14 protein-coding genes are annotated in these 15,029 nt (G+C 54.6%); 10 read left to right on the forward strand and 4 right to left on the reverse strand.

The features are described 5' to 3' along the window. Positions 1 to 10: 10 nt before the first annotated feature. The 3 genes from clpP to bolA form a co-directional block, all read right to left on the reverse strand. Positions 11 to 634 carry an ATP-dependent Clp endopeptidase proteolytic subunit ClpP gene (gene clpP, locus RTX96_RS12595; RefSeq protein WP_042391600.1) on the reverse strand — a complete coding sequence of 208 codons (624 nt, stop codon included), beginning with the start codon at positions 632 to 634 and terminating at the stop codon, positions 11 to 13. 285 nt (positions 635 to 919) lie between these two features. Then, entirely contained in the window at positions 920 to 2,218 is a 1,299-nt protein-coding gene (gene tig / locus RTX96_RS12600) for a trigger factor (protein WP_103821544.1), read from the reverse strand. 349 nt (positions 2,219 to 2,567) lie between these two features. Next, on the reverse strand, positions 2,568 to 2,885 hold the full coding sequence (bolA, locus tag RTX96_RS12605; protein WP_042391598.1) for a transcriptional regulator BolA: 318 nt from the start codon (positions 2,883 to 2,885) through the stop codon (positions 2,568 to 2,570). A 304-nt stretch (positions 2,886 to 3,189) separates the two neighbouring features. On the opposite strand from bolA, the gene RTX96_RS12610 reads away from it, so the two are divergent. The 8 genes from RTX96_RS12610 to RTX96_RS12645 all read left to right on the forward strand — a co-directional run bounded on the left by RTX96_RS12610 (position 3,190) and on the right by RTX96_RS12645 (position 12,064). Further along, positions 3,190 to 3,768, forward strand: a complete 579-nt coding sequence (locus tag RTX96_RS12610) for a lipoprotein (protein ID WP_103821545.1) — start codon at positions 3,190 to 3,192, stop codon at positions 3,766 to 3,768. A gap of 43 nt (positions 3,769 to 3,811) precedes the next feature. Continuing rightward, entirely contained in the window at positions 3,812 to 5,290 is a 1,479-nt protein-coding gene (ampG, locus tag RTX96_RS12615) for a muropeptide MFS transporter AmpG (RefSeq protein WP_312671228.1), read from the forward strand. 458 nt (positions 5,291 to 5,748) lie between these two features. Next, the gene (gene cyoA, locus RTX96_RS12620) at positions 5,749 to 6,696 is read left to right on the forward strand and encodes a cytochrome o ubiquinol oxidase subunit II (RefSeq protein WP_103821547.1); all 948 of its coding nucleotides are present in this window, start codon (positions 5,749 to 5,751) and stop codon (positions 6,694 to 6,696) included. Positions 6,697 to 6,715: 19 nt separating this feature from the next. Continuing rightward, positions 6,716 to 8,707: a cytochrome o ubiquinol oxidase subunit I gene (gene cyoB, locus RTX96_RS12625; protein ID WP_103821548.1), complete on the forward strand. Its 1,992-nt coding sequence runs from the start codon at positions 6,716 to 6,718 to the stop codon at positions 8,705 to 8,707. Beyond that, a complete protein-coding gene (locus RTX96_RS12630; protein ID WP_103821549.1) occupies positions 8,697 to 9,311 on the forward strand; it encodes a cytochrome o ubiquinol oxidase subunit III in 615 nt (204 codons plus the stop codon). Before cyoB ends, RTX96_RS12630 begins: the two co-directional genes overlap by 11 nt. Continuing rightward, entirely contained in the window at positions 9,311 to 9,640 is a 330-nt protein-coding gene (locus RTX96_RS12635) for a cytochrome o ubiquinol oxidase subunit IV (protein ID WP_103821550.1), read from the forward strand. Before RTX96_RS12630 ends, RTX96_RS12635 begins: the two co-directional genes overlap by 1 nt. Before the next feature lie 11 nt (positions 9,641 to 9,651). Beyond that, on the forward strand, positions 9,652 to 10,542 hold the full coding sequence (gene cyoE, locus RTX96_RS12640; protein WP_103821551.1) for a heme o synthase: 891 nt from the start codon (positions 9,652 to 9,654) through the stop codon (positions 10,540 to 10,542). A 160-nt stretch (positions 10,543 to 10,702) separates the two neighbouring features. Further along, positions 10,703 to 12,064, forward strand: a complete 1,362-nt coding sequence (locus RTX96_RS12645) for an MFS transporter (RefSeq protein WP_312671231.1) — start codon at positions 10,703 to 10,705, stop codon at positions 12,062 to 12,064. 872 nt (positions 12,065 to 12,936) lie between these two features. Here RTX96_RS12645 and RTX96_RS12650 read toward each other — a convergent pair. Beyond that, positions 12,937 to 13,428 (reverse strand): YajQ family cyclic di-GMP-binding protein, encoded by a 492-nt coding sequence (locus RTX96_RS12650; RefSeq protein ID WP_103821639.1) that lies wholly within the window; start codon positions 13,426 to 13,428, stop codon positions 12,937 to 12,939. Positions 13,429 to 13,553: 125 nt separating this feature from the next. Between RTX96_RS12650 and panE the strand changes: the two genes are divergently transcribed. Both panE and yajL read left to right on the forward strand, forming a co-directional pair. Continuing rightward, complete coding sequence (gene panE, locus RTX96_RS12655; RefSeq protein WP_312671234.1) at positions 13,554 to 14,465, forward strand: 2-dehydropantoate 2-reductase; 912 nt, start codon at positions 13,554 to 13,556, stop codon at positions 14,463 to 14,465. Further along, positions 14,428 to 15,021: a protein deglycase YajL gene (yajL, locus tag RTX96_RS12660; RefSeq protein WP_103821637.1), complete on the forward strand. Its 594-nt coding sequence runs from the start codon at positions 14,428 to 14,430 to the stop codon at positions 15,019 to 15,021. The genes panE and yajL overlap by 38 nt, the downstream gene beginning before the upstream one ends. The last annotated feature ends 8 nt before the right edge of the window (positions 15,022 to 15,029 follow it).

The raw sequence follows: 15,029 nt of genomic DNA on the forward strand, positions 1-15,029 counted from the left end.
GGCCTGGGCATTAATTACGATGGGTCAAGATTGAGTCAACCAGCCCGTACTCTACCGCTTCGGCAGCGGAGAGGAAGCGGTCACGCTCGGTATCGCGCTCAATCTGCTCTAATGATTGACCCGTGTGGTGTGCCATAAGTTCATTCATGCGCCCCTTCACTTTCAAAATTTCACGCGCATGGATCTCGATATCCGTTGCCTGGCCCTGATAGCCACCCAGCGGCTGGTGGATCATCACGCGTGAGTTTGGCAGACAGAAGCGTTTGCCTTTAGCGCCTGCGGTCAGCAGGAATGCGCCCATTGACGCCGCCTGACCCATACAGATGGTGCTCACGTCAGGCTTGATAAACTGCATGGTGTCATAGATAGACATCCCGGCGGTAATCACCCCGCCTGGGGAGTTAATATACAGGTAAATATCTTTTTCCGGGTTTTCTGCTTCCAGAAACAGCATCTGCGCCACGATCAGGTTTGCCATATGGTCTTCGACCTGGCCAGTCATGAAAATGACGCGCTCTTTAAGAAGACGAGAGTAGATATCGAATGAGCGCTCACCGCGTGAAGTCTGCTCAATAACCATTGGCACCAGGGCCATATGGGGTGCAAAGTTATCTCGTTCGCCGCTGTATGACATGTCCGTCTCCTGGATAAATATTAATAAACCTGCTGTCCCGATTCTACTTGACTCTGACTGGTCTGACTACGACCACCTTGGACGGATCTGCAGCAAGCGTTACTCTTGATAGTCTCCCTGTTATGGGGATGGCATCATCTTAATTCAAGCATAACAATCTTTTGGCGTAACGCTAACACTGAAACGTGCTTTTAGCACTCTTCCGATCGCTGCGGATTGTTAAAAAAAAACCCGCCACCAGCAGGTGACGGGCTTTCGCTTCCGCATAAAGGCGGGAAACGTGACTTACGCTTGCTGGTTCATCAGCTCGTTGAAGGAAGTGGCTTTTTCAGTCACTTTCGCTTTCGCCAGAACGGCTTCTACAGCCTGCTCTTCCAGCGCAACGTTGCGCATGTTGTCCATCAGCTCTTTGTTCTTGCTGTAGAACTCAACCACTTCTTTCGGATCTTCGTAAGCAGAAGCCATCTCTTCGATCAGCTCGTTCACGCGTGCTTCGTCCGCTTTCAGCTCGTGGGTACGGATCACTTCGCCCAGCAGCAGACCAACAACAACGCGGCGTTTCGCCTGCTCTTCGAACAGCTCACGCGGCAGCTCCAGGGCCTGCTTCTCGTTGCCGCCGAAGCGCTGTGCAGCCTGGCGGCGCAGCACGTCGATTTCGCTGTCGATCAGGGCAGCCGGCACGTCGATTTCGTTCGCTTTTACCAGACCGTCGATCGCCTGGGTTTTAACACGGTTACGCACCGCGCCTTTCAGCTCGCGATCCATATTTTTACGTACTTCAGCGCGCAGGCCGTCGATGGAACCATCTTCAACGCCAAAACGTTTGATGAACTCTTCGGTCAGCTCCGGCAGCTCGCGCTCTTCAACTTTTTTCAGGTTGATGACGAACTTGGCTGCTTTACCTTTCAGGTTCTCAGCGTGGTACTCTTCCGGGAAGGTCACGTCGATGGTGAACTCTTCACCCGCTTTGTGGCCTTTGATGCCGTCTTCGAAGCCTGGGATCATACGACCCTGGCCCATAGCCAGCACGAAGTCAGTGGCTTTGCCGCCTTCGAACTCTTCGCCGTCAACGGAACCGGTAAAGTCTACGGTCACGCGATCTTCTGCATCAGCCGCGCCGTCTTTGTCTTTCCAGGTCGCCTGCTGCTTGCGCAGGGTGTCCAGCATGCCGTCAACGTCAGCATCGGTCACTTCAACGATCGGTTTTTCAACTTCGATGCCTTCCAGACCGGTCAGTTCAACCTGCGGGTAAACTTCGAAATCCACGGAGTAGGTGAAGTCTTCACCCAGTTTGTATTCGCCCGGTACATAGGTCGGTGCGCCGGCCGGATTGATTTTTTCCTGAATGATCGCATCAATGAAGTTGCGGCTCATCAGTTCACCCAGCACGTCCTGGCGTACGGATGCGCCATAACGCTGAGCAACAACGGTCATCGGTACTTTGCCTTTACGGAAGCCGTCAATGCGAACTTTTTTCGCTACGTTGACCAGCTCGCTTTTTACAGCGGTCTCGATGCTGTCAGCAGCGATAGTGATCGTTACACGGCGGCCAAGGCCCTGAGTGGTCTCAACTGAAACTTGCATCTTGTTACCTCAAAAAATCAGAGTGCTCGGTCAACTCTATCCGCAGGCCACGTCAGGTGGCTGCGTAGAACCGGGATGCTCTCTTGAATCAGATACACATTCCCTGTCACCAGAATCATCCCGAAGGCGTTCAAAAAATAGGACGCAGCATTATAGCGGCATCACTTTTGTGAGTCGAGAACGGTTATTGCACGCTGCTGCGGCCTTTTTCACAATTCACGGCTAATTTTTGTCTGAGTTTTGGCCTTATCGAACAAAACTCAGACAAAACAAAACGGCCCGCAGGCCGTTTTCACATATTCTGTACGCAACATACTGGAAAAGTTCTCGCTGTTGCAAACCTCATTTATTATGCAATGGTGCCTGCACCTCGACAGGGCGGCGACGCGAAGAGGGTATCCTGCAGCCCTTCCCACTCTTTCAGGGTATAGGTATGCAGGGCCAGCGCGTGTACCGTCGTAGCAAGTTCAGACGTTAGCGTACTGTAGATCATGCGATGGCGGTTAAGGAAACGTTCGCCTGCGAAGCGATCGCTTACCAGCACCACCTTAAAATGGCTTTCAGAACCGGCCGGAACATTGTGACGGTAGCTCTCATCAACAACTTCGAGGAACGCGGGTTCAAACGTTGCCCTTAATTTTGATTCTATTTGTTCGCGTATCATCATGAAAAGACTCCTCAGACAGCGTTCAGATGTAACCCATCCCTTTAAATATTAGCCGCTTTTACCGCTTCCATAACAAGAAAACAACAAATATTTAGCGTTCGTCTCGTTTTATCATTCAAAGGCATGAACCCACCGTGAAAATTCTCATTCAGGCCTCTTTTACAGGCGGCTAAAGTCGATTTGTGAGCACAAAATGCACAAGACGATGAATTTACATGCATTGCCGGGTTGCCCCGGCCGTTGGCAATGTTATGATGGCGCGAATTACCCCTTTATAAGCTTAAGATTCACAGAGATCTCTTATATGTTAAAAAAAGTGCTTTTCCCGCTGGTCGCTCTCTTTATGCTGGCTGGCTGTGCTACGCCCCCTACTACCATTGATGTCTCACCAAAAATTACCCTGCCGCAGCAGGATCCCAGCTTGATGGGCGTCACCGTGAGCATTAACGGTGCCGATCAGCGTCAGGATCAGGCGCTGGCGAAAGTGACCCGCGACAACCAGCTGGTGACCCTGACCGCCTCCCGCGACCTGCGTTTCCTGCTGCAGGAAGTGCTTGAGAAACAGATGACCGCTCGCGGCTACATGATTGGCCCGAACGGCGCGGTGAATCTGCAGATCATCGTTAACCAGCTCTATGCTGATGTCTCCCAGGGTAACGTGCGCTACAACATTGCCACCAAAGCCGATATCGCTATCATCGCTACCGCCCCGAACGGTAACAAGATGACCAAAAACTACCGTGCGAACTACTCGGTTGAAGGTGCACTGCAGGCGTCGAATAAAAACATCGCCGACAGCGTTAACAGCGTCCTGACCGATACCATCGCTGATATGTCTCAGGACACCAGCATCCACGACTTCATCAAGCAGAACGCGCGTTAATTCTGCCTGCTGACCCGGTTTGCGCCGGGTCAGCCCGCCTCCTATGTCCAGCCGCTATCTACGTATTTTCCAGCAGCCTAAATCAGCCATTCTGCTGATCCTGGGTTTTGCCTCTGGCCTGCCCCTCGCCCTCACTTCCGGTACGCTTCAGGCGTGGATGACGGTCGAAAACATCGACCTGAAGACCATTGGCTTCTTCTCGCTGGTCGGCCAGGCCTACGTCTTTAAGTTTTTATGGTCGCCGCTGATGGACCGCTATACGCCGCCGCTCTTTGGCCGTCGTCGCGGCTGGCTGCTGACCACCCAGATCCTGCTGCTGGTCGCCATTGCGGGAATGGGCTTCCTTGAGCCGACTACGCAGCTGCGCTGGATGGCCGGGCTGGCGGTTATCATCGCCTTCTGCTCTGCCTCGCAGGATATTGTTTTCGATGCCTGGAAGACGGACGTGCTGCCCGCCGAAGAGCGTGGCGCCGGGGCGGCCATCAGCGTACTGGGTTACCGCCTCGGCATGCTGGTCTCCGGTGGGCTGGCGCTGTGGCTGGCGGACCGCTGGCTGGGCTGGCAGGGAATGTACTGGCTGATGGCGGCGCTGATGCTGCCGTGCATTATTGCTACCCTTCTCGCCCCCGAGCCGGACGATGCCGTGCCGGTACCGAAATCGCTGGAGCAGGCGGTGGTCGCGCCGCTGCGTGACTTCTTTGGGCGCAACAACGCCTGGCTGATCCTGCTGCTTATCGTCCTTTATAAGCTCGGCGACGCTTTCGCCATGAGCCTGACCACCACCTTTTTGATCCGCGGCGTGGGCTTTGACGCAGGCGACGTCGGCGTGGTGAATAAGACGCTGGGACTGATTGCGACCATCCTTGGGGCGCTATACGGTGGCGTGCTGATGCAGCGCCTGTCGCTGTTCCGTGCCCTGTTGATTTTTGGCATCCTGCAGGGAGCCTCTAACGCGGGCTACTGGCTGCTGTCGGTAACGGATAAGCATCTCTATAGTATGGCGGCGGCGGTTTTCTTTGAGAACCTGTGCGGTGGGATGGGGACGGCAGCGTTCGTTGCCCTGCTGATGACACTGTGCAACAAGTCATTTTCCGCCACTCAGTTCGCCTTGCTCTCTGCGCTGTCTGCCATCGGGCGGGTCTACGTTGGCCCCATCGCCGGCTGGTTTGTCGAGAGCTGGGGCTGGCCCACGTTTTATCTCTTCTCCGTCATCGCCGCGGTGCCAGGGCTGATCCTGCTGCTGGTATGTAAAGAGACGCTGGCCTATACCCAGCGTACCGACGGCTTTCTTCCCCGCAGCCGCTACGCTGGCGCCTACCGGCTGGCGCTACGCATGCTGGCCACAGGCTGCCTGCTGCTGGCGGCCTGGCTGGGCGTCATTACGCTAAACGCCCTCGGTCTGACCACATGGCATTTTGCCGTACTGCTGTTAGAGAGCGGCGCGCTGCTGGCCGTAGGCGGTATCCTTTACGGTGGGCTGCTGGACTACCTCTCTCTGCGCCAAACCGCGCAGCAAAAATAACCTTTTAGTTACTGCAGGTAATAATCGCGGAAAATAATTAAAGGATTTAATTTCAGGATATATTTGTTTAATTCTGGCTTCATCTCTCTTTTTGTTTAATTATTTTGTGCGGTATACATTTACGACTACGCTTTAATGATTCAGCATGGTTATCAAATTAAGCTTCGCGCAATGTTTGATAATTGCTGAATTAATGTTAACTAAATGTTCACAAAATGGATTGGTTATACCATTTCACCTGGTCTATAAGTATTAGGCCCGGTTTTGGTTATAACCTTGGGGCCGAACGCGGCGATTGTGAGATTTTACAGATTGTTGCCTTCTGTGTGACATACGCGGCAGAACCCAGTAACACCCTACTGACAGCGCGCCATGCATGTTTACAGTAATGTAACCTTCCCGTAAAATGCCCGCACACTTTAAACGCCACCAGACCCCCGTGGAATTGAGGTCGTTAAATGAGACTCAGGAAATACAATAAAATTTTGGGAATGTTGTCATTAATCACAGGCGCGGCGTTACTGAGCGGCTGTGATTCTGCACTTCTCGATCCCAAAGGACAGATCGGACTGGAACAGCGTTCATTGATACTGACGGCTCTTGGGCTGATGTTGATTGTCGTGATCCCCGCTATCGTGATGGCTATCGGTTTTGCCTGGAAGTACCGGGCGACGAACAAGGAAGCCAAATACAGCCCCAACTGGTCGCACTCGAACAAAGTTGAAGCTGTGGTTTGGACGATTCCCATCCTTATCATCATTTTCCTTGCGGTACTGACATGGAAAACCACGCACTCGCTCGAACCAGGCCGTCCGCTGGATCACGATGCGAAGCCGGTCACCATCGAAGTCATTGCAATGGACTGGAAGTGGTTCTTTATTTACCCGGAGCAGGGCATCGCAACGGTCAATGAGATTGCGTTCCCGGCAAATACGCCTGTGGAATTCAAAATCACCTCGAACTCGGTGATGAACTCCTTCTTTATTCCGCGACTGGGTAGCCAGATCTACGCGATGGCCGGGATGCAGACCAAGCTGCACCTTATCGCCAACGAAGCTGGTACCTATGATGGTATTTCTGCTAACTACAGTGGTGCTGGTTTCTCCGGCATGAAGTTCAAAGCAATCGCAACGCCGGATGCCGCGACCTTCGACCAGTGGGTGGCGAAAGCGAAGCAGTCGTCAAAAGTCATGAATGACATGGACGCGTACAACCTGCTGGCAAAACCAAGCGAATACAATAAAGTCGAATACTTCTCCAGTGTTAAACCCAATCTGTTTGTTGATGTTATCAACAAATTTATGGGACCTGGGAAGAGCATGGACGTGACTCAGGCTGAAGGCGAACAGAACTCGCATGAAGGCATGGAAGGCATGAACATGAATCACGCGGAAACCTCTCACTAAGGGGCCGAGGAATAATACGATGTTCGGAAAACTTACACTGGATGCAGTGCCGTACCATGAGCCGATTATCATGGTTACGGTGGCAGCAATTCTCGTCGGGGGACTGGCGTTAGTTGCAGCAATCACTTACTTCGGTAAGTGGTCATATCTGTGGAACGAGTGGCTCACCTCCGTGGACCACAAACGCCTGGGGATTATGTATATCCTCGTTGCTATCGTGATGCTGGTGCGTGGCTTTGCTGACGCCATCATGATGCGTACCCAGCAGCTGCTCGTCTCGTCGGGCGAAGCCGGGTTCCTACCGCCGCACCACTACGACCAGATCTTTACCGCCCACGGCGTTATCATGATCTTCTTCGTAGCGATGCCGTTCGTGGTAGGCCTGATGAACCTTGTCGTGCCGCTGCAAATCGGCGCCCGTGACGTTGCCTTCCCCTTCCTGAACAACCTGAGCTTCTGGTTCACCGTTGTCGGCGTGGTGCTGGTTAACATCTCGCTGGGCGTGGGCGAATTTGCTCAGACCGGCTGGGTGGCTTATCCACCGCTCTCGGGCATTGAGTACAGTCCCGGCGTGGGCGTTGACTACTGGATCTGGAGTCTCCAGCTCTCCGGTATTGGTACAACCCTGACCGGTATTAACTTCTTTGTGACCATTCTGCGCATGCGTGCCCCTGGCATGACCATGTTCAAAATGCCGGTATTTACCTGGGCGTCACTCTGTACTAACGTGCTGATTATCGTCTCGTTCCCTATCCTGACGGTAACCATCGCACTGCTGACGCTTGACCGTTATCTGGGCACCCATTTCTTTACCAACGATATGGGCGGCAACATGATGATGTACATCAACCTGATTTGGGCCTGGGGCCATCCGGAAGTGTACATTCTTGTTCTGCCAGTGTTCGGCGTGTTCTCAGAAGTTGTTGCAACGTTCTCTAAAAAGCGTCTGTTTGGCTACACCTCCCTGGTATGGGCTACCATCGCGATTACCGTTCTGTCGTTTATCGTATGGCTGCACCACTTCTTTACTATGGGCAGCGGCGCGAACGTTAACGCCTTCTTCGGTATCACCACGATGATTATCGCCATCCCGACCGGGGTGAAGATCTTCAACTGGCTGTTTACCATGTACCAGGGCCGTATCGTGTTCCACTCTGCGATGCTGTGGAGCATCGGCTTCATCATCACCTTCTCTATCGGTGGGATGACCGGGGTACTGCTGGCGGTGCCGGGCGCGGACTTTGTTCTGCATAACAGCCTGTTCCTGATTGCGCACTTCCATAACGTTATCATCGGTGGTGTAGTGTTCGGTTGCTTCGCGGGCCTGACCTACTGGTGGCCGAAAGCCTTTGGTTACACCATGAACGAGACCTGGGGCAAACGCGCCTTCTGGTTCTGGATCATCGGCTTCTTCGTGACCTTTATGCCGCTGTACGCTATGGGCTTCATGGGTATGACCCGTCGTGTAAGCCAGAACATCGATCCGATGTTCCAGCCGCTGATGATTGTGGCTGAAATCGGTGCGCTGCTGATTGCGCTCGGTATCTTCTCTATCATCATGCAGATCTACACCTCTGTGCGCGATCGTGACCAGAACCGCGATCTGACGGGTGACCCGTGGGGTGCGCGTACGCTGGAGTGGTCAACCTCTTCTCCGCCGCCGTTCTATAACTTTGCCGTCGTGCCGCACATTCATGAGCGTGATGCATTCTGGGAAATGAAAGACAAAGGCGAAGCGTACATTCAGCCTACGCACTATGAAGAGATTCATATGCCGAAAAACAGCGGCGCGGGTGTGATTATCTCTGCTTTCAGCCTTATCTTCGGCTTTGCCATGATCTGGCATATCTGGTGGATGGCGATCCTCGGCTTTGCCGGCATGATCGTGACCTGGATTGTGAAAAGCTTCGATGAGGACGTGGATTACTACGTACCGGTTGCCACCGTTGAAAAACTGGAAAACCAGCACTTCGACGAAATTAGCAAGGCAGGACTGAAAAATGTCAACTGAGACTCTAACTCACGCTAACGCTCATGCCCACGAGCATGAGCATCACGATACAGGGTCGAACAAAGTGTTCGGCTTCTGGATCTACCTGATGAGCGACTGCATTCTCTTTGCATGTCTGTTTGCTACCTATGCCGTTCTGGTGAACGGCACTGCAGGTGGTCCGAGCGGGAAGGATATTTTCGAACTGCCGTTTGTGCTGGTTGAAACTGCCCTGCTGCTCTTCAGCTCCATCACCTACGGCATGGCGATTATCGCCATGAACAACGGTCGTCAAAGCCAGGTGATCTCCTGGCTGGCGCTGACCTTCTTGTTCGGTGCGGGCTTTATCGGGATGGAGCTCTATGAGTTCCATCACCTGATTGCTGAGGGCTTCGGTCCGGATCGCAGCGGCTTCCTGTCAGGCTTCTTTGCGCTGGTAGGGACCCACGGTCTGCACGTGACCTCTGGTCTGGTGTGGATGGCGATCCTGATGTTCCAGGTTACCCGTCGCGGGCTGACCAGCACTAACCGCACCCGTCTGATGTGCCTGAGCATGTTCTGGCACTTCCTGGATGTGGTCTGGATCTGTGTGTTCTCTGTAGTTTACCTGATGGGGGCGATGTAATGAGTCATTCTACCGATCATAGCGGCGCCGCTCATGGCAGCGTAAAAACCTACATGACAGGATTTATCCTGTCGATCATCCTGACGGCCATTCCGTTCTGGATGGTGATGAACGGCTCCGCCTCGCACGGCACCATTCTTGGCGTCGTGCTGGTGACGGCGGTAGTACAGATTCTGGTTCACCTGGTGTGCTTCCTGCACATGAACACCTCTTCTGAAGAGCGTTGGAACCTGGTGGCCTTTGTCTTTACCGTGCTGATCATCGCCATTCTGGTGGTAGGCTCAATCTGGATTATGTGGAACCTGAATTACAACATGATGGTTCACTAAGAGCGGCGAGTATGATGTTTAAGCAATACCTGCAAGTAACGAAACCAGGCATCATTTTCGGCAACCTGATCTCCGTGATCGGGGGGTTCCTGCTGGCCTCCAAGGGCAGCATTGACTATCCCCTCTTCGCCTATACGTTGATCGGTGTGTCGCTGGTGGTGGCATCGGGTTGTGTATTTAACAACTACATCGACCGTGACATTGACCGTAAAATGGAGCGTACGAAGAACCGGGTGCTGGTCAAAGGCCTGATTTCCCCGAAAATTTCGCTGGTGTACGCCACCTTGTTGGGTATTGCTGGCTTTATGCTGCTGTGGTTTGGTGCTAACCCGCTGGCCTGCTGGCTAGGGGTGATGGGGTTCGTGGTGTATGTGGGCGTCTACAGCCTGTATATGAAACGCCACTCCGTCTACGGCACGCTGATTGGCTCTCTCTCCGGCGCTGCGCCGCCGGTGATTGGCTACTGCGCGGTAACCGGTGATTTCGACAGCGGTGCGCTGATCCTGCTGGCTATTTTTAGCCTGTGGCAAATGCCGCACTCCTACGCCATCGCGATTTTCCGCTTTAAGGATTATCAGGCGGCGAACATCCCGGTACTGCCGGTGGTGAAAGGGATCTCGGTCGCGAAAAACCACATTACGCTCTATATCATCGCCTTTGCCGTGGCGACCCTGATGCTCTCCCTGGGCGGCTACGCTGGATACAAATATCTGGTGGTGGCGGCTGCGGTTAGCGTTTGGTGGCTGGGTATGGCGCTGAAGGGTTATAAGGTCGAAGACGATCGCGTATGGGCACGTAAGCTGTTCGTGTTCTCCATCGTCGCGATCACCTCCCTTTCGGTGATGATGTCCGTGGATTTTATGGTCCCGGACTCGCATAACCTGTTGACCTACGTCTGGTAATTTAAAAAAGATGTTACAAAAAGGGTGCTACGGCGCCCTTTTTTATTTATTAAATCAATAACTCATTGATGTACTATATTCCGCGCTTTGCGCATCACGGGATAACCCGCCCCGCCCTCCCCTGCACTATACTGTGTCCGGTTTTTTGATTGAGGTAGTAATGAACGACTATAAAATGACGCCGGGCGAGCTACGCGCCACCTGGGGTTTAGGGACAGTATTCTCGCTGCGTATGCTCGGCATGTTTATGGTCCTGCCCGTTCTGACCACCTATGGCATGGCGCTACAGGGGGCCAGCGAAGCGCTGATCGGCTTTGCTATTGGCATTTATGGCCTGGCGCAGGCGGTATTCCAGATCCCTTTCGGCCTGCTGTCGGATCGCATTGGCCGTAAGCCGCTGATCGTCGGCGGGCTGGTGATTTTTGTCATTGGCAGCGTGATTGCCGCCCTCTCAGATTCGATCTGGGGCATTATTCTTGGCCGCGCCCTGCAGGGCTCCGGCGCCATTGCCGCCGCGGTCATGGCCCTGCTCTCTGACTTAACCCGCGAGCAGAACCGCACCAAGGCGATGGCCTTTATCGGCGTTAGCTTCGGCATTACCTTTGCCATTGCGATGGTGCTAGGCCCCATCATTACCCATCGGCTGGGGCTGCACGCCCTATTCTGGATGATTGCTGGCCTGGCGACGGCGGGCATTATTCTGACGCTGTGGGTTGTTCCGGACAGTAAAAATCACGTGCTGAATCGTGAGTCGGGGATGGTTAAAGGCTGCTTTAGTAAAGTGATTGCCAGCCCGCCGCTGCTGAAGCTCAACTTCGGCATCATGTGCCTGCATATCCTGCTGATGTCCACCTTTGTTGCTCTGCCAGGCCAGATGGAGGCCGCAGGCTTCCCGGCGGCGGAACACTGGAAAATCTATCTGGTGACGATGCTTATCTCTTTTGTCAGCGTGGTGCCGTTTATTATCTACGCCGAAGTGAAGCGCCATATGAAGCGGGTATTTATCTTCTGCGTCATCGTCCTGCTGATTGCTGAGATTGTGCTCTGGGGCGCCGGGCCGCACTTCTGGGAGCTGGTGGCTGGCGTCCAGCTCTTTTTCCTGGCCTTCAACCTGATGGAGGCCCTCCTCCCCTCGCTGATCAGCAAAGAGGCACCCGCAGGCTATAAAGGCACGGCGATGGGGATCTACTCCACCAGCCAGTTTATCGGCGTCGCCATTGGCGGCTCGCTGGGGGGCTGGGTTGACGGCCTGTTCGACTCCCAGACGGTCTTCCTGGCAGGCGCGCTGCTCGCCACCGTATGGCTGCTGGTCGCCAGCACCATGCAGGAGCCGCCCTACGTCAGCAGCCTGCGCGTGGAGATCCCGGATGACGTGGTGATTACCGATACGCTTAAGCAGCAGCTGGAGAGCAAAGCGGGCGTCAGCGAGGTGCTGATCGTCCCGGAAGAGCGCAGCGCCTACGTGAAAATCGACAGCAAAGTGACAAATCGTTTTGAGGTTGAACAGGCGCTTAGAGCCTAAAAAAGACTCAGATAACCAGCAATTTTGCCAATTAAGCTGTGGAAGAAAGGAATATGCGGATTTAACGCATGTGTTCCGTTCACCTCATGCAAGCAGAATATATAACGTGCGTCACACGTGAACGGGATAAGGGGGCCACCGCGGCCCCCTTATCGATCCCCGCGGCCCCGCGGGGAAACCGGTGCTTCGCACTGCGCTCACCTCCCGTCCGGCTGACCGACGGCCGGCTCGACTCGACATTACTCGTCCCATCCATGGGACTCGCCCCTTCAGGGCCAACGCAAAGCGTTGTTCAAAATCGCTCCGGGCGATTTTGTCGTGTCTCGTTTCGCCTCTGGCCGCCCTCCCTGGCGTCCAGTCCTTGTCATCCGGTCTCCGGTTCGCCGGTTTCAGCGGGGACTCAACACCTCGCTGCGGGACCGTACTCCACAGCAACAAAGAAATCGCTGTGGGCTCGGTATTAAAGCGAGGTGTTGGGTCCGGCTGAAAATCGCCGAGGCGTTCACTTCTGGCCGGGGCAGCCCGCATGGATGCGGGCTGAGGGCGTGCCTTACAGGGATGTTACCTCACGCCCGACCCGGTAGCCGGAAGGGATAAGTCGAGGACAAAATTGCCGGGAGCAATTTTGGACAGCGCTTGCGCTGGCCCCGAAGGAGTGAGCCCCAGGGATGGGGCGAATAATCCGCAAAGCGGCGATTTTCCCTGCCGGGAGCCCGGGTCGCCAGGGTGGCGGCGGCGAGCCACCCTGGCACGTTCACGGGTGCAGAATTTTCAGATAAGCACAAGATTAGAAGTGAACGGAAACCAAGCCAGACCCGCATATTGTTCATATTTTTTCGATAAAAAAATGCCCGGATAACCGGGCATTTTTATTAATCGCGGAAGTTTTTGAACTGGAACGGCTGCCCCAGATCCCCGCCGCGCACCAGCGCCATCACCGACTGCAGATCGTCGCGGGATTTACCGGTGACACGGATCTCCTCCCCCTGAATCTGCGCCTGCACTTTCAGCTTGCTGTCTTTGATAAGCTTAACAATCTTTTTCTGCACCGCGCTCTCAATTCCCTGCTTCAGCTTGGCTTCCACAAACCAGGTTTTACCGCTGTGCACAAACTCTTCCGGCACATCAAGCGAGGTTCCTTCAATGCCGCGCTTCAGCAGCTTGGCGCGCAGGATATCCAGCAGCTGATTGACCTGAAAGTCAGATTCGCTCAGTACCTTGATGGTCTTATTGGCATCGTTCAGCTCAAACGATGCCTCTACGCCACGAAAATCGAAACGTGACTCAACTTCACGGCTGGCGTTGTCTACGCCGTTACGTACTTCCTGAAGGTCAACTTCAGAAACAATATCGAAAGATGGCATCTTTTCTTCTCCTTTCACTTTTGTTGCGATGCATAATACCCGCAACAGGACATAACGAGAAGCTTAGCCGACGGCGCTATACTTAACGCATCGCCACCTGGCGCTGTTGCAGGTGAGGAGGAACAATGAAAATAACCGTGCTTGGATGCGGAGCATTAGGGCAACTGTGGCTTGCCGCGCTGTGTAAGCGTGGCCATGAGGTGCAGGGTTGGCTGCGGGTGCCCCAGCCCTACTGCAGCGTCAACGTGATTGCCGAAGACGGCAGCGTGTTCAACGAATCCCTGACGGCGAACGATCCCGATTTTTTGGCCCAGAGCGATCTGCTGCTGGTCACGCTTAAGGCGTGGCAGGTCTCCGATGCGGTAAAAAGCCTGGCCTCTCTGTTGCCCGCTACCACGCCGATACTGCTCATTCATAACGGCATGGGCACGGTGGAGGAGTTGAAAGCGATCCCCCACCCGCTGCTGATGGGCATTACTACCCACGCCGCCCGCCGGGACGGCAATATTATTATTCACGTTGCCAGCGGTACGACCCATATCGGCCCCGCCCGGCAGCAGGACGGCGACTACAGCTACCTGGCGGACTCCTTGCAGGAGGTCTTACCGGACGTGGCCTGGCATAACACCATCCGCCCGCAGCTGTGGCGTAAGCTGGCGGTTAACTGTGTGATTAACCCGCTCACCGCCCTGTGGAACTGCCCAAACGGCGAGCTGCTGGCGCATCCGGAGCTGACCGAGGCCATCTGTAATGAGGTGGCGGTAGTCATGGAGCGCGAAGGTCACCACACCTCGGCGGATGACCTGCTTTATTACGTTAATCAGGTGATTAATAATACAGCGGAAAATATCTCATCCATGCTGCAGGACGTCCGTGCCCAGCGCCGTACCGAAGCGGATTACATCACCGGTTATCTGCTCCGCCGCGCTCGCGCCCACGGTATCGCAGTGCCGGAAAATACCCGGCTCTATGAACAGATTAAACGTAAGGAGAGTGAGTATGAGCGCATCGGCACTGATATGCCTCGCCCCTGGTAGCGAAGAGACTGAAGCGGTCACCACCATCGACCTGCTGGTCCGCGGCGGCATTAAGGTCACCACCGCCAGCGTGGCCAGCGACGGCAATCTAACCGTGACCTGCTCCCGCGGCGTCAAGCTGCTGGCTGACGCCCCGCTGGTAGAGGTTGCCGACGGCGACTATGACGTGATTGTTCTGCCCGGCGGCGTTAAGGGTGCGGAGTGCTTTCGTGATAGTCCCCTGCTGGTCGAGACGGTAAAGCAGTTCCACCGTTCGGGGCGGATCGTGGCGGCCATCTGCGCGGCGGCAGGGATCGTGCTGGTCCCGCACGCTATCTTCCCTATCGGCAATATGACCGGTTTTCCGGCGCTGAAGGATCGTATCCCCGAAGAGCAGTGGCAGGATAAGCGCGTGGTCTGGGATCCCCGGGTGAATCTGCTTACCAGCCAGGGTCCGGGAACGTCAATCGATTTTGCGCTGAAGATTATCGACCTCTTGGTCGGGCGCGAGAAGGCGCATGAGGTAGCGTCCCAGCTGGTAATGGCGGCGGGGATCTATAACTTTTACGAAGCGTAGGAAATAAA

It is taken from the genome of Pseudescherichia sp. (assembly GCF_032052675.1).
Classification (GTDB): domain Bacteria; phylum Pseudomonadota; class Gammaproteobacteria; order Enterobacterales; family Enterobacteriaceae; genus Pseudescherichia.